18 protein-coding genes are annotated in these 16,777 nt (G+C 66.5%); 6 read left to right on the top strand and 12 right to left on the bottom strand.

Features of this window, described 5'->3' with window-relative positions:
* Positions 1–114: 114 nt before the first annotated feature.
* The 5 genes from hydA to ACQR1H_RS23055 all read right to left on the bottom strand — a co-directional run bounded on the left by hydA (position 115) and on the right by ACQR1H_RS23055 (position 5,192).
* Positions 115–1,518: a dihydropyrimidinase gene (gene hydA, locus ACQR1H_RS23075; RefSeq protein ID WP_434908236.1), complete on the bottom strand. Its 1,404-nt coding sequence runs from the start codon at positions 1,516–1,518 to the stop codon at positions 115–117.
* Positions 1,519–1,537: 19 nt separating this feature from the next.
* The gene (locus tag ACQR1H_RS23070; RefSeq protein ID WP_316177496.1) at positions 1,538–2,266 is read right to left on the bottom strand and encodes a maleate cis-trans isomerase family protein; all 729 of its coding nucleotides are present in this window, start codon (positions 2,264–2,266) and stop codon (positions 1,538–1,540) included.
* Positions 2,267–2,606: 340 nt separating this feature from the next.
* Positions 2,607–3,377, bottom strand: a complete 771-nt coding sequence (locus tag ACQR1H_RS23065; protein ID WP_434908235.1) for an ABC transporter ATP-binding protein — start codon at positions 3,375–3,377, stop codon at positions 2,607–2,609.
* Between the two features lie 2 nt (positions 3,378–3,379).
* Positions 3,380–4,189 carry an ABC transporter permease gene (locus ACQR1H_RS23060; protein WP_316177492.1) on the bottom strand — a complete coding sequence of 270 codons (810 nt, stop codon included), beginning with the start codon at positions 4,187–4,189 and terminating at the stop codon, positions 3,380–3,382.
* A gap of 1 nt (position 4,190) precedes the next feature.
* Positions 4,191–5,192, bottom strand: a complete 1,002-nt coding sequence (locus tag ACQR1H_RS23055) for an ABC transporter substrate-binding protein (protein ID WP_434908342.1) — start codon at positions 5,190–5,192, stop codon at positions 4,191–4,193.
* 204 nt (positions 5,193–5,396) lie between these two features.
* Between ACQR1H_RS23055 and ACQR1H_RS23050 the strand changes: the two genes are divergently transcribed.
* The 6 genes from ACQR1H_RS23050 (at position 5,397) to ACQR1H_RS23025 (ending at position 10,195) form a co-directional block, all read left to right on the top strand.
* Positions 5,397–6,152 carry a GntR family transcriptional regulator gene (locus ACQR1H_RS23050; protein WP_316216659.1) on the top strand — a complete coding sequence of 252 codons (756 nt, stop codon included), beginning with the start codon at positions 5,397–5,399 and terminating at the stop codon, positions 6,150–6,152.
* A gap of 69 nt (positions 6,153–6,221) precedes the next feature.
* Positions 6,222–6,626 carry a DUF350 domain-containing protein gene (locus tag ACQR1H_RS23045; RefSeq protein WP_315757399.1) on the top strand — a complete coding sequence of 135 codons (405 nt, stop codon included), beginning with the start codon at positions 6,222–6,224 and terminating at the stop codon, positions 6,624–6,626.
* A 2-nt stretch (positions 6,627–6,628) separates the two neighbouring features.
* Positions 6,629–7,024: a hypothetical protein gene (locus ACQR1H_RS23040; protein ID WP_434908234.1), complete on the top strand. Its 396-nt coding sequence runs from the start codon at positions 6,629–6,631 to the stop codon at positions 7,022–7,024.
* Between the two features lie 339 nt (positions 7,025–7,363).
* Positions 7,364–8,524 (top strand): glutathionylspermidine synthase family protein, encoded by a 1,161-nt coding sequence (locus tag ACQR1H_RS23035; protein WP_434908233.1) that lies wholly within the window; start codon positions 7,364–7,366, stop codon positions 8,522–8,524.
* 108 nt (positions 8,525–8,632) lie between these two features.
* On the top strand, positions 8,633–9,025 hold the full coding sequence (locus ACQR1H_RS23030) for a hypothetical protein (protein WP_316237634.1): 393 nt from the start codon (positions 8,633–8,635) through the stop codon (positions 9,023–9,025).
* Between the two features lie 36 nt (positions 9,026–9,061).
* Entirely contained in the window at positions 9,062–10,195 is a 1,134-nt protein-coding gene (locus ACQR1H_RS23025; RefSeq protein ID WP_434908232.1) for a DUF2252 family protein, read from the top strand.
* A gap of 31 nt (positions 10,196–10,226) precedes the next feature.
* Here the strand turns inward: ACQR1H_RS23025 and ACQR1H_RS23020 are convergent, their stop codons facing one another.
* The 7 genes from ACQR1H_RS23020 to ACQR1H_RS22990 all read right to left on the bottom strand — a co-directional run.
* Positions 10,227–11,714, bottom strand: a complete 1,488-nt coding sequence (locus tag ACQR1H_RS23020; RefSeq protein WP_434908231.1) for an HWE histidine kinase domain-containing protein — start codon at positions 11,712–11,714, stop codon at positions 10,227–10,229.
* Positions 11,715–11,725: 11 nt separating this feature from the next.
* Positions 11,726–12,022 (bottom strand): circadian clock KaiB family protein, encoded by a 297-nt coding sequence (locus ACQR1H_RS23015; protein WP_315803219.1) that lies wholly within the window; start codon positions 12,020–12,022, stop codon positions 11,726–11,728.
* A complete protein-coding gene (gene kaiC / locus ACQR1H_RS23010) occupies positions 12,019–13,773 on the bottom strand; it encodes a circadian clock protein KaiC (RefSeq protein ID WP_434908230.1) in 1,755 nt (584 codons plus the stop codon). The genes ACQR1H_RS23015 and kaiC overlap by 4 nt, the downstream gene beginning before the upstream one ends.
* A 220-nt stretch (positions 13,774–13,993) precedes the next feature.
* Positions 13,994–14,863: a CheR family methyltransferase gene (locus ACQR1H_RS23005; RefSeq protein ID WP_316237638.1), complete on the bottom strand. Its 870-nt coding sequence runs from the start codon at positions 14,861–14,863 to the stop codon at positions 13,994–13,996.
* Complete coding sequence (locus ACQR1H_RS23000) at positions 14,860–16,050, bottom strand: protein-glutamate methylesterase/protein-glutamine glutaminase (RefSeq protein WP_434890721.1); 1,191 nt, start codon at positions 16,048–16,050, stop codon at positions 14,860–14,862. The genes ACQR1H_RS23005 and ACQR1H_RS23000 overlap by 4 nt, the downstream gene beginning before the upstream one ends.
* A gap of 74 nt (positions 16,051–16,124) precedes the next feature.
* The gene (locus tag ACQR1H_RS22995) at positions 16,125–16,490 is read right to left on the bottom strand and encodes a response regulator (protein WP_006613312.1); all 366 of its coding nucleotides are present in this window, start codon (positions 16,488–16,490) and stop codon (positions 16,125–16,127) included.
* Between the two features lie 68 nt (positions 16,491–16,558).
* Positions 16,559–16,777 (bottom strand): chemotaxis protein CheW (locus ACQR1H_RS22990; RefSeq protein ID WP_434908229.1); only part of this gene is annotated, 219 nt, incomplete at its 5' end.

Genomic DNA, 16,777 nt, shown 5'->3' with positions numbered 1-16,777 from the left:
CGATCCATCCTCGCGTCATTGCGAGGAGCGAAGCGACGCGGCAATCCAGGGCTACGCCCGCGACACTGGATTGCTTCCTCCTTCGCTCGCGACGACGCGAGGATCGAGCGTGCGTTAGGCCACGGCGCCGGGCTTGCCGCGCGTCACGTAGCGGCCGTCGCCCTTGGCGCCGACCAACTCGCCGTCGCGGACGACGAACTTGCCGCGCAGCATGGTCGCGACCGGCCAGCCCGTGATCTCGATGCCTTCATACGGCGTGTAGTCGGAGCCGTGGTGCAAACCAGCCTGGCTGATGGTCGCCGTCTTTTTCGGGTCCCACAGTGCGACGTCGGCGTCGTAGCCGATGGCGATGGAGCCCTTGCCTTTCAGGCCGTAGGTCTTGGCGTGGTTGGTGGCGGTGAAGGCGACGAACTGGTTGAGGGTGATGCGGCCCTTGCTGACGCCTTCGGAGAACAGGATCGGCAGGCGCGTCTCGACGCCGGGGATGCCGTTCGGCACCCAGCGGAAGCTGGTGCGGCCCTTCGGGGTCAGCTTGCCGGCCTCGTCGTCGTAGCGGAACGGGCAGTGATCTGACGAGAACAGCGAGAACACGCCGGTCTGCAATCCTTCCCAGCACGCCTGCTGGCTCGCGTGATCGCGCGGCGGCGGCGAGCAGACATATTTGGCGCCTTCCATGTTGAGGCCCTGCATGTCCTCCTCGGTCAGCACCAGATATTGCGGGCAGGTCTCGCCGTGGATCTTCAGGCCGCGCGCCTGCGCGCGGCGAATCTCCTCCATCGCCTCGCGGTTGGAGACGTGGACGATGACGATGGGAACGTCGATCAGCTCGGCCAGCGAGATCGCGCGATGGGTGGCCTCGCGCTCGACCGCAATCGGGCGCGACTTGCCGTGATAGTACGGCGCGATGTGGCCGGCGCGCTCCAGACGATCGGTGAGGAAGCGGATGGCGTCGTAGTTCTCGGCGTGGATCTGCACCAGGGCGCCTCGCTCGCGCGCGACCTGAAGAACGCCGAGAATCTCGTAGTCGTTGAGCGCGAGACCCTCATAGGTCATGAAGATCTTCAGCGACGAATAGCCGTCGGCGACCAGCGCCGGCAGCTCCTGGCCGAGCACGGCATCAGTGGGATCGGCGATGATGAGGTGGAAGGAGTGGTCGACATAGCAGGCCTGCTCGGCCAGCGCGTGATAGTCCTTCAGCGCCGCGCGTAGCGGCTGGCCCTTCTCCTGCAGGCAATAGGGCATCACGAAGGTGTTGCCGCCGAACGCCGCGGCGCGCGTCGCGCTCTCGAAATCGTCGGCCATGATGATGCCGGGGCCGGAAGGCTGTGAGATATGGACGTGGCTGTCGATGCCGCCGGGCAGCACCAGCAGGCCCGATGCATCGACGATCTCATCGGCATCGGTGATGGTTTCGCCGATCGCGGCGATGCGGCCCTGTTTGATGGCGACATCCGCCTGATACGTGTCGCTCGCGGTGGCGACGGTGCCGTTGCGGATGACGGTGTCGAATGCAGCCATGTGACGCGCTCTCCCAATCTCAGGCGAATCTCTGAAACAGCGATCCCCACCCGCTAACGCCGCGGGGATCCGTACCCGCCAATTTCAGCGACTTCCATACCACGGTGGCGATGGTGTCGAGGATCGGAATGCCGGTCTCCAGCTCGAGCCGCGCCGCCAGCGGCGCGGCGCGCATGTTGGTGCAGACCACCGCGATGGCATCCGGCTTCTCGCGCGCGACCTCACGGATCATGGTCTCGATCTCCGCGGGCGTCACCTCGGCGAAGGAGAAATTGTCCTGCAAATTGAGATGCCGGTCGCCGCGGCAGGCAATGCCGAGCTTTGCATAATTGGCGATGATGCGCGCCTGCACGTCGTCGCGATAGGGGGTGACGAGGCCGAGCGACGTGGCGTTCGATGACGCCAGGATCTCGTTCAGCGCCAGCATCGAGGTGGTCGCGGGAATGCCGGTCGCGGCCGTGATCTGCTCGCACAGGCGGACGTCGGTCTCGAAGCCGAGCCAGCCCGAGGAGGTGCCGTTCCAGCCGATGACGTCGACCTTGGCATGGGCGAGCAGCTCGGCGGCACGCAGGATGTTGCTGATGTCGAACTGCGCCAGCGCGTCGGTGGACAGCGCAATCTCGGTGACCTTGAAGCGGGAGAAATGCGCCGAGACGTTGGGCAGGCTCGCGACCATCGCCGAGGTGATCGGCTCCAGCGCGGTGTTCGACGACGGCGTCAGCATGCCGAGAAGGGTGCGCTTGGTCATGGGTGAGTGAATCCCTTTGCCATAGCCAACTCCGGCCCATCGGGAAATACTTGAACAGCAGAAGCGGGCGATCCGCCGGTGACTATGCCCTCTCCCCTTGTGGGAGAGGGCATGCACGAACGTGCAGCGGCCTCGCTCGGGTGAGGGGTCTGCCTCGACAGATGAGACCGCGGAGAGAGACCCCTCACCCGGTTTCTCACTTCGTGAGAAACCACCCTCTCCCACAAGGGGAGAGGGTGCACCGCCCGTGCCGCGACAGCACGCGTCATCGGTGATGCGGCGGTTCGGCGCCACTGTGAGAGTAGGTTCAGAATCTCCGCACCATGGAGACAGGCGCCAATCATGCCAGCGCCCTCTCCCGCTCCCCACGCAGCAACGCGAGAATATGCCGCTTGAGCGCGTTGAATTGCGGGCTGGTGATATCCCGCGGCCGCGGCAGATCGATCGGGATGATCTCGACGATGCGCCCGGGGCGGGCGCTCATCACCGCCACATGGGTGCCCAAGGTCAGCGCCTCGTCGATGCCATGGGTGACGAACACGATCGTGCCCTGGTGCTGCTGCCAGATCCGCACCAGCTCGGTCTGCATGTCCATGCGGGTCTGCTCGTCGAGCGCACCGAACGGCTCGTCCATCAGGATGACCTGCGGGTTCATCAGCAGCGCCCGCGCGATGCCGACACGCTGGTTCATGCCGCCCGACAGCTCGGACGGATAGTGGTTCTCGAAGCCGGTGAGCCCGACCATGTCGATATAGACCTGCGCGCGGGCGCGGCGCTCAGCCTTCTGGCCGCCGCCGAGCAGCAGATGGAAGGCGACGTTCTCCCACACCGGCAGCCAGGGCATCAGATTGGCGTGCTGGAACACGACGCCGCGATCGGCGCCGGGCGCGGTGACCGGCCGTCCGTCGACCGTGACGCCGCCGGCGCTCGGCTGCTCGAAGCCGGCGATCATGTTGAGCAGCGTGGACTTGCCGCAGCCGGAGGGCCCGAGCAGGCAGACGAATTCGTTGCGGGCGATGGAGAGGTCGATCTCGCTCAGCGCGGTGACGTCGGCATTGCGCTTCCTGTCGGTGAAGATCTTTGAGACGCCGGAGATGTCGATCGTCGCCATGCTCACTCTCCGCCGCGAAGCGTGGTGTTGCGCTGCCAATGCAGCACGCGCGCCATCACGGTGCGGATGGCGAGATCGCTGCAGAAGCCGAGCAGGCCGATGCTCGCCATCGCCGCCAGCACCAGATCGTAGCGCAGGAAGTAGTAGCTGTCCCACAGCACATAGCCGAGCCCGCTCTTCACCGCGACCATTTCGGCGGTCACCGTCAGCATCCAGGCCGAGCCGATGCCAATGCGCAGACCTGCAAAGATGCTCGGCATGGCCGCTGGGACCACGATGTAGCGCAGCAGCTTGCGCTCGCTGCCGCCGACCATGGCGCCGGCGCGGATGAGGTTGCGGTCGCAGGTCTTCACGCCGTGGATGGTGTTGAGCAGGATCGGAAAGAACGCGCCAAGGAACACCAGGAAGATCGCCGGCTTGTTGGCGATGCCGAACCAGATGATGGCGAGCGGGATCCACGACACCGGCGGGATCGGCCGGAGCATCTGCAAGGTCGGCTCGATGATGAGCTCGGTCTTGCGCGACCAGCCGATGGCGACGCCGAGCGCGACGCCGAGCACCGTGGCGATGGCGAAGCCGGCCGCGACGCGCGACAGGCTGGCCAGCATGTCGGCCAGCCAGTGCGCGCTGTAGGTCTGGGTGTTGCCGTCGGTACCGACCAGCCAGTCCGCCCACGCCCACACCACCGTCGACGGCGCCGGCAGCAAGGCTGCCGGCAGCGCCCCCGAGCGCGAGAACGCCTCCCAGCCGGCGAGCACCAGCACGGGAACGATGGCGCGGTCGAGCTTCCTGAGCTGGGCGAGCGCCGTCATCTCAGTAGCCGAGCTCGGTCTTCGGCTTGCCGGTGGCCGCCTCCAGGAAGCGGTAGTCGAGGTTCTTCTCGACGGCGGCCGTGACGTCCGAGTTGATGTATTTCAGGTCGCGCATCATCGATGCGATGGCGAGCGCCGAGGCGCGGTACATCTTCGGATCGGGATCGAGATTTTCGACCGCGCCGGTGGCGATCGCCTTGTCGAGGCCGGTGATCTTGGAGATCACCTCGATCAGCGCCGGCTTGTCGGCGGCGATGTGGGCATCGACCTTGACCACCGCGCGCACCACGCCCTCCAGCGCCTTCGGGTTCGACGCGATGACGTCGGAGCGGGTCAGGATCAGGTTGGTGAGCTTGCCGGCGGCCTGGTCGTAGGGGAAGCCGAAGAACTTCGCCGCCTTGGCCTGCATGATCTGGGTGGCAAACGGCTCGACCGTGCAGATCAGCTCGACCTCGCCGCGGCGCAGCGCCTGCAGATGATCGGACGGATTGGGAATGTTGACGAACTGCACGTCCTTGTTGATGTCGATGCCCTGCTTGGCGAAGGCGCCGCGCATGTGGATGTCCTGCGCATTGCCGCGCGAGGCGGCGACGCGGAACGGCTTGCCGTCGGCCTTGTACTTGGCGATCAGCGCCTTCAAGGCGCTCCAGTCGCCCTGCGGAATCTCGATGTCGTTGGCGAGCAGCATCGCCGAGCCGCCATTGACCTGGCCGGAGATGGCGACGACGTCGAAGCCTTTGTCGAGCGCGATGGCGTAGTGCAGATAGGTCACCTGCGCGACGTCGATATTCTTCGACACCAGGGCGGTCAGCGCGTCCGTGCCGGTGTTGAAGCTGACGGCATCGATCGCGACGCCCTCCGCGAATTGCGGCGTCAGCGACATCGGCGTGCAATGCGCGCATTTGGCGTAGCCGAGTTTGATCTTGGGGGCGTCGTCGGCGAAGCTGAGCGAGGGCAGCGCCAACAGGGCAAGAATGAGCAGCACGAAACGTTTCACATCCATCTCCAGGGCAGGTCGATCCACGGGCTTGTCTCTCATGGCTTGGGCTCTCATCAGCAAGCGACGTGCCAACTGGATGCGATATGCAATGTTGATTTTATACAATAAGATCAGTATGTAATGACACTTCAATTTTGAAGAACCTGCCTGATCCGCGGGCGCATCGCCCGAATTTCAGGCATCTCGCAGCGGAGCAGCCGCGCCCCCATGACCCCACCGGCACCCCGGCCCAGACTGAAGACGCGCTTCAAGCCGGCCCGGCTGAAGCTGTCGTCCGACCACTCCAAGCGGCCGCTCGAGCGGCTGTCGCTGCACGATCAGGTCGTCGCCAGGGTGCGCGAGATGATCGTGGACGGCGAGCTCGCCGCCGGCGCTGCCTTGCCCGAGCGCATGCTGTGCGAGACCTTCGGCGTGTCGCGCACGCCGCTGCGCGAGGCCTTCAAGATCCTCGCCGCCGAAGGCCTCATCGAGCTGCGGCCGCATCGCACGCCCGTGGTGACGCCCATCGACGCAAACGAGATTGCCGAGATCTTCGACGTGATGGTGTCGCTCGATGCCGCCGCGGGCCGCGCCGCGGCCGCGCGTGCGACGGCGGACGACCTTGCCAGGCTCGACGCCCTACATGCCGAGCTGGTGGCGCTGCATCGTGCCGCCGAGCGCGCCGCCTATTTCCGGCTCAACCAGCAGATCCATGCCGAGATCACCAGGCTCGCCGGCAACGCCGTGCTGCTCAACATGTGGAGCACGCTGCACGCGAGCGTCTTCCGCGCCCGCGCCGTGGCCAACTACGACGCGCGGCGCTGGGACGAGTCGATCCGGGAGCACGAGGCCTTCATGGCGTTGCTGCGGGCCCGAGACGGCGCCGGCTTCGCGCAGGCGCTCTCCGAGCACACCCGCAAGACCGGCGATTCGGTGCTGCAGATGCTGGACCAGGCCAGGCAGGACCTGGCGAAGGGCGGATAGACTTTGTTCACGTCGAACCGGGCATGCTGGCATCGCGACAGATGAGAGCTCCTCACGCCTGGCCCGATCATGATCCTGCAATCGCTCGCCGGCCTGCCGGCCTTCCTGGTCTATTTCTGTACCGCGCTGGTCGCGGTGACGGCCTACCTCTTCGTCTACACCCGCGTCACGCCCTACAATGAATTCCAGCTGATCCGGGACAATCACCCCTCGGCCGCGATCGCGCTCGGCCTCAGCCTGCTCGGCTTCACCCTGCCGCTGGTCAGCGCCATCGCCCATTCCGCCAACGTGCTGGACTGCCTGATCTGGGCGCTGGTCGCGCTGATCGTACAGGTGATCGTCTACTACCTCGTCCGCATTCCGGTGCCGGATCTCGCCCAGCGCATCGTCGCCGGCGAGCTGGCTTCGGCGATCTGGCTCGGTCTCGCATCGCTTTCCGCCGGCGCGCTGAACGCCGCCTCGATGATCATCTGACCATGGCCGAGAAACGCCGCGAATTCGGCAAGCGCCGGCCGATGCCGCCCCCGCCCGCGACGCCGCCGGTGAAGCGCTCCGGCCATGTTGCGCTGCTCTTGATGGGCACGCTCGCCGTCGGCAGCACGGCCTATGCGCTGATGCCGCGGCAGCAGAGCTGCCCGCAGCCAGGCGCCGAGACGCCGACGATGGCCGGCCAGCCGCAGACCGGCGAATGCACGACACGCCGCTCGAGCGGCGGTGGTGGCGGCGGCAGCGGCTCCGGCCGCTGGGGATTTTCCAGCAGCGACGGTGATTCCAGAAGCAGCGGCTCGGGCCATGTCGCCGAGGCCTCCTCCACCCATGTCTCGCGCGGCGGCTTCGGCTCGTTCGGGCACGGCCTCGGAGGCGGCGGCTGATTTTCGTCGCGCCGGCGCCGTGAAAACACCGCGTTCATGCTGCTATCTTGGATTCGGATCTTTGACACAGACTCAAAATCATAAAAAACTGGCCTACCGACTCATCGGAAATGATCCGATGCAACGTCCGCACCGGGTGGTGCGGGCGACGATCAGGGCCGCGGTGACCGCCGCCGCCTTGCATCATCTTGCTGGCAAGCGATCGCGTGGTCACCGACGCGGGACGGCGCCGGGACCGCGCGGGCGTGATCATGGCCGCATCATCGATGACGGCCGCGGCCGTGCTGCGCCCTGTTGCAATGGGCACGGCATGCCTGCCGATGCCCGGGGCTGACGCCGATGCAGCGCATCTCCTGTCCCGAGCGTGACGACTGGCGCGAGACGGCGGCGCGGTGCGGATTCGACTTCTGCGAGCTCGACGGCGAGCGCTATTGGGACGAGCGCGCCTACTACGCATTCACGATCGCCGAGATCGAGCTCGGCATCGAGGAGCCGACGGCGGAGCTCGAGCAGATGTGCCTCGCGCTGGTCGCGCGTGTCGTCGGCGACGAGGCGCTGCTGCGCCGGCTGAAGATCCCGCAGGCGGTCTGGCCGCTGTTGGCGGACAGCTGGCGCCGGAGGGACGGCAGCCTCTACGGGCGGTTCGACCTCAGCTATCAGGGCGGCCGGACGCCGGCGAAGCTGCTCGAATACAACGCGGACACGCCGACCTCGATCTTCGAGGCCGCGGTGTTTCAATGGACCTGGCTCGAGCAGGCGATCGAGCGCCGCATCCTGCCGGGGCGCGCGGACCAGTACAACTCGATCCATGAGCGCCTGATCGAGCGCTGGTGCGCCCTCGGCAAGCGGCGCCGCGTGCATCTGGCCGGGCTGACCGCCAACGCCGAGGACGCCACGACCCTGGCCTATCTGGCCGACACGGCAGCCCAAGGAGGCCTGACGACAACCATCCTTGACGTCGCCGACATCGGCTGGCGCGAGACCGGCGGCTTCGTCGATCTCGACGACGAGGACATCGCGCTCGCCTTCAAGCTGTATCCCTGGGAATGGATGTTTCGCGATGCGTTCGGCGCCAAGCTCGCGCAGGCGCCGACGCAATGGATCGAGCCGCCGTGGAAGGCCATCCTGTCCAACAAGGGCATCCTGCCGCTGCTCTGGCAGATGCACGAAGGCCATCCGAACCTGCTGCCGGCCTATTTCGAGGACGATCCGAAGGCCGCCAGCCTCGGCCCGAGCTTCGTGCGCAAGCCGATCTATTCGCGCGAGGGCGCCAATGTCAGCCTGGTGTCCGACGGCGTCGCCGTCTCGGCGCAGGACGGGCCCTACGGCGCCGAAGGCTTCATCCGCCAGGCGCTGGCGCCGCTGCCGGATTTCGGCGGTGTGTTCCCGGTGATCGGCAGCTGGCTCGTCGACCATCAGCCCTGCGGCCTGTCGATCCGCGAGGACACGAGCCCGATCACCGGCAACCGCTCGCGCTTTTTGCCGCACGCCATCCTGTAGGATATTAACGACGGCCGGCGAAAACGCCTCGACACGCCGGTCGAGAGCATTAGATAGGACCGAGGGCGAATTCCCTGCGCGATTGGGCGCGCATGGCCGGGACGAGGCATGGCGACGGACAAGACCGAACTCGAAGGCTTGCGCATCCTGGTCGCCGAGGACGAGGGCCTGATCGCGCTCGAGCTGGAAACGGTGTTGCAGGGGTTCGGCTGCGAGGTGGTCGGTCCCGTCTCGCGCGTCGGCGACGTGCTGCGCGAGGCCGAGCGCGGCGGCCTGGACGGCGCGCTGCTCGACGTCAACCTGCGCGGCGAGCAGATCTTCGCCGTGCTGCCGCAGCTGATGGCGCGCGAGCTCAGGATCGTCATCACCTCCGGCTATGACGACGCGACGCTGTTTCCGCCGGAGTTCCGCGGCCTGGCCCGGCTCGCCAAGCCGTTCGACGAGCGCGCGCTGCGCGCGATGTGCGAGGCCACGTTCGTTCGCCGTCAACGCAACTCATAACGCTTCGCTCACGCCCCGTGCATCGGGAGGCATCGCGTGTCCATCATCGAGGATACCGTGGCCTACGAGGCCTGGCTTCGCAGCCAATGCAAGGTGATCGAGGACGACCTCCTCACCAAGCACCGGCGCATGCGAAAGTCGCCGTTCGCCCTGCTGCGCGCCAGCTACTATCGCTGGGCGCAGCGCATCGAGGAGATCTGCCCGGAGCTGGCCGAGGCTCCGGTCGCGCTGTGCGTCGGCGACATCCATCTGGAGAATTTCGGCACGTGGCGCGACGCCGACGGGCGCTGGGTGTGGGGTGTCAACGATTTCGACGAGGCCGCGAGGATGCCCTACGCCTTCGATCTGGTCCGGCTCACGACCAGCATCGAGCTCGCGCCCGACATGGCAATCGACAGCCGCGACGCGGCAGACGCGATCCTCCAAGGCTATCGCGACGGCCTCAAGGATCCGCGGCCGGCGCTGCTCGACGAGCATGAGAGCTGGATCAGGCGCTACGTCAAATGCTCGGATGATTGCCGCCGCGCATTCTGGGAGGAGATCGACGGCCTCGCGGCCGCCGATGCGATTCCAGCCGCGGTGCGGAAGCTGCTCACCGCCAGCCTTCCGGAACAGGTGGAGACTGCAGCGTTCTTCCGCCGCTTCGCCGGCGGCGGCAGCCGCGGACGTCCGCGCTACGTCGTCGTCGCGACATGGCGCGGCGGCCGCATCGTCCGCGAGGCCAAGGCGCTGGTCCCTTCGGCCTGGACCTGGGCCAAGAACAGGACGGAGAACAGGACGAAGAGCGGGACGCAGCCGAAGCCGGCGCCGCCGCACAGATTCGTCGCGCTGTCGACCGGGACCTATCGCGCACCCGATCCATTCCTGCACGTTCACAGAACCAACGACGGAGACTACGTGGTCCGGCGCCTGTCTGCCGACTCGCGCAAGATCGATCTCGGCAAGGAGGCCGGTGCCGATCTCAAGCTCGAGCTCCTGCGCGGGATGGGCACCGACCTCGCCTCCATCCATGCCGCCGACCGCCGCGCCGGCGCCGAGATCGCGGCGGACCTCGGGAAGCGCGGTTCCGGCTGGCTGCGTCGAGCTGCGCGCGCCGCGCGTGAGGCGACGGAAAGGGATCACGATGTATGGCGCCGCAAGGCGCCAGGCTCGATTCCGACCGCGCGCTGAGGCAGGGATCCGGACGCGACCGCTCAAGTCATCAGTCCGGCTGCACGGCCGATGCCGGCAGATGTTCGGGGGTCGTCTCCGCGGTCAGCGCAAAGGTCAGCGAGCAGCGAATTCCGGCGGGCTCGAAATCCAGCAGAGCTTCGCCATCGAGGTCGAAGCGGACGACGCGGTCGATCAGCGTGGTGCCGAAGCCCCGCGCGCCGCCGCCTTCGATCAGCGGTCCGCCGCGCTCCAGCCAGACCAGCTCGAGCCGGCGGCGATCGTCGCGCAGGCGCCAGGAGATCGTGACCTGGCCGTGGGGGGCGGACAACGCGCCATATTTGGAGGCGTTGGTCGCAAGCTCGTGCAGCACCATCGAGAGCGGCAGAACGAGCCGTGCCTCCAGCAGAACCGGCGGGCCGTCGATGGCGATGCGCCCTTCGCCGATGCCGTAGGGCGCCAGCACGGTGGTGAGCAACTCGTTCAGCCCGATGCCGATCCAGCGGGTCTGCGTCAGGATGTCGTGCGCGATCGAGACCGCCTGGATGCGCCCGGAGAACGCCTTGTTGAAGGCCGGCAGCGACGGTGAGGTCCGCAAGGTCTGCCCCGCCACCGACTGCACGATCGCCAGGATGTTCTTGACCCGGTGATTGAGCTCGGCGACCAGCACGGTCTGCTGCTCCTCCGCGCGCTTGCGCTCGGTGATGTCGGTGAGGGTGACGATCGAGCCGACCGCCTCCTTGAGATCGTTCACCAGGGGTCCGCCCGACAGCAGGAACGACCGCCCCGACGCGGCCGCATTGCGCAAGGCGACCTCGACGCCATGGAAGGGCTTGGTCGCCAACGCCTGATCCAGGCTCTCGCGCGAGAACCGCGTCAACGTACTTTCCTGGCTGGCGCTCTGCCCGTCGAGCGGGAACGCTTCCGAAAACAACTGGCCGACCGGCGGTCGTTCCGCGAGCTGCTCGGCGACCCAGCTCGCATGGGTGATCCGGCCGTCGAGCGCCAGCACCACGACCGCATCGGTCGCCTGCTCCAGGATCGAGCGCGCGAAGCGCTCGGCATTGGCGACCTCCTCGGCGCGCCGCTGAATCGACATGTCCGTCAAGGTCACGAGCGTGGCGACGACGCCGCCCATCGCCATCTGCCGCATCCACACCGACACCGGCAGCTGGCCGCCATCGGCGCGGCGCAGCTGCGCGTCGGTCATGGCATCGTCGGCGCGCTGCTCGGGCACTGCTCCAGCGAACAGCGAGGCGAAGCTGCGTCCCACCAGCTCCTGGGCGTCGAGGCCGGTCAGCGCGCACAGCCTGGAATTGACATAGACGATGCAGCCGTCGGCATCGAGCGTCAGCGCGCCGTCGCTCATGCGCTCGACCAGCACATGATAGGGCGCGTCCGCGCCCTGCAGCATGATGACCTGGGGTCCGGTCGGGCCCTGCACCACCACGGCATCGACGTTGCCGCGATGAATGGCCTCGACCGTCTCTTCCGCCTCGTTACGCGGCCGTCCCGCCTGCATCGCGTCTGTTGATGCCACGCGTCCTCCGTTCAGCTCGGTGCGATGTCCAGACCAACCAGCACCTTCTCCGCATTGGAGAGATCGCCGATGATTCGCTTGAGGGGCTCGGGCAGTTGACGGATCAAGGTCGGGATCGCAACGATCTGGTCGCGTTGCGCGAGGGCCGGGTCCTTCATCAGGTCGATCACCTCGATGGTATAGCGGCCCGGCAGATGCGTCTCGCACAGCTTCTTGAGATTGGCGAGCGCCGCCAGCGATTTCGGGGTCTGACCGGCAACATAGAGCCGGAGATTGTAGCCATCCTGTTCCATCGGAGCGGCCATCATTTGCTGGATGTCAGCGGGTTGGCGGGGGAGCGCGGACCGCGCCGGGACGAGCGGCTCTCGACCTGCGCCCGGCGAGCGGCTTCACGCTGATCGTCGCGAGCCGCACCTTCCAGATTGATGAGCTCCATTTCGCTTTCCTCGTTGGCCAGTTGAGCCTTGAGCGTTTCGATCTGAGCCGCGAGGTCGCGGCGGCGACGTTCGATCTCGCGCGTGCGGCGTTCCGTCTCCTGCGTGCGCAGAAGGCGCTCGACGCGATCTCTCGCCTCCTGCGCCACCCTCGCCGATCCCGTGAGCACGCCCTCCGGGCCGACATAGACCTCGCGCAGCGAGATGCCGTCGGCACCCATCAGGAATTCGCGGACCTGGTTGGAATGCGCCATGCCGCGCGACTTCAACAGGTAGAGCTGGCGATTGTGCTCACCGTTGCTCTCGCGATTGTAGAGCAGCAGCCAGGTGTCGGTGAGCGATGAGATCTGCATCTCCGTGGTCGCCGTCTCGGCGCCGCCGGCGCCGAGATTGGTGAACAGCGCCGTGACGCCGCGCGCCTTCAGGAAGTCGATCAGGCGCAGCGTCATCGAATGCACGTCGCCGGCAACGCCGGCGCCCATGAGCGCCGAGATGGGATCGACCACGACAGCCGCGGGATCGAACTCCTTGACCTCGCGATGCATCGCGGCGAGGTGCGTTTCCAGTCCGTACAGATTGGGGCGCCGCGCCGAGAACCGCAGCAGGCCGCGATCGACCCATTGCTGCAGGTCGAGCCCGACCGACCTCATGTTGCGGATGATCTGCTGCGGGGATTCCTCCAGCGCGAAATAGATGCAGCGTTGCCCGCTCCTGCAGATCGAATTGGCAAAGTGTGCCGACACCGTCGACTTGCCCGAGCCGGCCATGCCCGAGATCAGGATGCTCGACCCCTTGTAGTAGCCCTGGCCTTCGAGCATCTCGTCGAGATCGGCAATGCCGGTGGAGACCCGCTCCGTCCACGCATCATGCGCGAGGCCCGACGAGGTGATCGGCATCACCGTGATGCCTTCCTGGTCGATGATGAAGGGGTATTCGTTGGTGCCGTGCGCCGTGCCGCGGTACTTCACCACGCGCAGCCGGCGCGTCGAGAGCTGATCATGCACGCGGTTGTCGAGCAGGATGACGCAGTCGGCGACGTATTCCTCGAGGCCGTAGCGCGTCAGCGTACCGTCACCGCGCTCGCCGGTGATGATGGCGGTGACGCCCTTGCTCTTCAGCCATTCGAACAGCCGGCGCAACTCGGAGCGGAGCACCGCCTGGTTGTCGAGGCCGCCGAACAGGGTCTCGATCGTATCGATCACGACGCGCTTGGCGCCGATCGAATCGATCGCGAAGCCGATGCGGATGAACAGGCCGTCGAGATCGTAGTCGCCGGCCTCCTCGATCTCGTTGCGATCGAGATGGATGTGGTCGACCACGATCTTCTTCTGCTCGATCAGCCTGTCGATGTCGTAGCTGAGCGAGCCGACGTTCTTGATCAGGTCCTCGGGCTGCTCCTCGAACGCGATGAACACGCCCGGCTCGTCATAGGCGACTGCGCCATTGTAGAGAAACGTCATCGCGAACAACGTCTTGCCGCAGCCGGCCGCGCCGCACAGCAGCGTCGGCCGCCCTTGCGGCAGGCCACCGAAGGTGACCTCGTCGAGGCCGTCGATCCCGGTCGGCGATTTGGCGATGACAGGGAGATCCCGCGTCACGATTCGAGGACGCACACTCGTTTTCATCAAATCCCCCGCCATCAATTCAACACGCATGAGCCCGCACCAAGGCGAGTAAACGCGTCGGGAACCTAAAAGTTCCATGGGGCCGGCGAGATTTGCTCCGAAAGGCGGCCTGCGGGCGCAGAAACGGCTGGCCGCCCGCGCGGGACGGACGCACGCGGGACGGAACGGCCGGCCGCACGACCGGTCGAAGCGCCCCGGTCATAGACGGTGCTGGCCGGCCTCAGCGCGCCGCGACCACCTTGAGGCCGGGCAGCAGCGCCGCGCCGCCGCGCGGACTGCGCACCGGATTGATCTGGTACAGACCCCGCCGCTCCTGGTTGGGCCTGAACGCGTCCGTGATGCCGACGACCGATTCGGCGGCTCCCAGCAACAGCGTGCCGTCCGGCTCCATCACCTTGGCCATCCGCTCGAAGATCGAGGCCTTGGTATCCTGGTCGAAATAGATCAGCACGTTGCGGCAGAAGATGATGTCGAACTTGCCGAGATGCGAGAAGTCCTGCAGCAGATTGAGCTGGCGGTGCTGGACCATGCCGCGAATGTCGGCGCTGAGCTGCCAGAGCTCGCCGAGCTGCGTGAAATATTTCACCAGCAGCTGGATCGGCAATCCACGCTGCACCTCGAACTGGCTGTAGAGGCCGGCCTTCGATTTCTCCAGCACCTCCTGCGACAGGTCGGTGGCGACGATCTCGATGCGCCAGCCGGCCAGCGCCGCGCCATGCTCCCGCAGGCACATCGCGATTGAATACGGCTCCTGTCCGGTCGAGCAGGCGGCCGACCAGATGCGCAGGGAACGACGATTGGCGCGCGACTGGATCAGCGCCGGCAGGATGCCCTCACGGAGATGATCGAACGGAATCTTGTCGCGAAAGAAGAACGTCTCGTTGGTGGTCATCGCCTCGACCACCTGCGTCGTGAGCTGCTCCGCGCCGCTCTTGATCTTCTGCACCAGCTCCGTGATGCCCGGCAGGTTGGAGCGGCGGGCCAGCGGCAGCAACCGGCTTTCGACCAGGTACTGCTTATCGGCCGACAGATCGAGGCCGGAGCGATCTTTCAGGACCTTACGCAAGAACTCATAGTCCAGGGGTGTCACGAACGGTCTCCAGCAAACAGACGAACCAGCTTCGGTCCAATCTGATTCAAGGGAAGGACGGCCGCGCAGATGCCGGCATTGGCGGCTGCGCCCGGCATGCCCCAGACCACGCTGGTCGCCTCGTCCTGCGCGATCACGCTGCCGCCGGCGGCGACGATGTCCTTGCCGCCGCGCATGCCGTCGGATCCCATGCCGGTGAGGATCACGGCCAGGGTCGAGCCCTGCCAGACCTCGATCGCCGACATGAACAAGGGATCGACGGCGGGCTTGCAGAAATTGACCGGAGGACCGTTGTCGAGCGCGATCACCACATCGGCGCCATGGCGCGCCACACGCATGTGGCGGCCGCCGGGCGCAAGGTAGATCTGACCCGGCTTCACCACTTCACCGTCGACGGCCTCGTGGGCCGGCCGGCGGCTCGAGCGCGCCAGATGTTCGGCGAGGATGGTGGTGAAGGTCGGCGGCATGTGCTGGGTGATCAGCACCGGAAAGCGATCGATCACGGGGCCGAGCTCGGTCACCAGCGACATCAGCGCCTGCGGGCCGCCGGTCGACGATCCGATCAGCAGCACCTTCGGCATCTGCGAGCTGAAGGAGCGGCGCGCCAGCTGGGTCGGCACGGCGGGCGCCACGGGGGCGACCATCGGCCGCGCCGTGGACGCAGGCCGGAGCCCCTGGACTTGCGGGACGATCGGCGAGGCTGCCGGCGCATGCGGAGCGGGAGCGGCGCGGCGCGCCTTGGCGCCGAGATTGCGGATCTTCTGAATCAGATCGTAGTGGAAATTGTCGGCCGCCGAGGCCTCGCGCGTGCTCTCGGGCTTCGGGATGTAGTCGGCCGCGCCGAGCGACAGCGCCTTGAAGCTGATCTCCGCGTTGCGGCGGGTCAGCGTCGACGCCATGATGACGGCGAGGTTCTTCTTCTTGGCAAGCAGCTTCGGCAGGGCGGCGATGCCGTCGAGCTCGGGCATCTCGATGTCGAGCACGGCGACGTCGGGATTGACGCGATCGATCTGGTTCACGGCTTCGAGGCCGGTGCGCAGCGACGCCGCCACGACCATGTCGGGCTCAGACGCGATCCAACGCGAGATCATGCCGCGGATGACCACGGAATCGTCCACGACCATCACCCGGAGAGGTTCCTGCCTGGTCGAACTTGGGATCGAAGAACTGGCCAACGCGACGCTCATAGTTCACCAACAGGACAGAGGCACGGGGTGACGGCAAGCCCGGATGACCACGGGACCGACGCACGCAACGGAGATCAGATCAGCCCGACTTCCTGAAACTTCGCGGTCACGATGTCCTTGTCGAAGGGCTTCATGATGTACTCGTTGGCCCCGGCGTGCAGCGCGCGCGCGATGTGCGCGACATCGTTCTCGGTCGTGCAGAACACCACCTTCGGCGCGTCGCCGCCCGGCATGCGTCGGAGGTTGCCGAGGAACTCGTAGCCGTCCATGACGGGCATGTTCCAGTCGAGCAGCACCGCATCCGGGAGGCCCCGCTTGCAGATCTCCAGCGCCTGCTCGCCGTCCTCCGCTTCTACGATCTGGAAATCCAGACCTTCCAGAATGCGTCGCGCCACCTTTCGAATGACGCTGGAATCGTCAACTACCAGACAAGTTCTCATTTCAGCCTCACGAGATCAGGGTCCAATGCAACGACGCCTGATGCGCCGCTGCCCTCACGTTGCAGTGTTCAGGCCGCCATCTTGTCGGCGGCGAGCTCGAGCACGCGATCGACGTCGAGAATGACCATCAGCTGGCCGTCGAGGCGGTGCACGCCGCCGGCAAGCTTCGCCATGCGCGGGTCGAGGTTGACGGGGTTCTCCTCCCGGCCTTCCTCGGGCAGCCGCAGCACCTCGCCGATCTGGTCGATCAGGAGACCATAGGACTCGCCGCGCAGATCGACGCCGAC

It is taken from the genome of Bradyrhizobium sp. HKCCYLRH2015, from assembly GCF_051168215.1.
Classification (GTDB): domain Bacteria; phylum Pseudomonadota; class Alphaproteobacteria; order Rhizobiales; family Xanthobacteraceae; genus Bradyrhizobium.
Note: the sequence above shows the minus strand (reverse complement) of the source record. Positions and strands in the feature narration are given on the sequence as shown.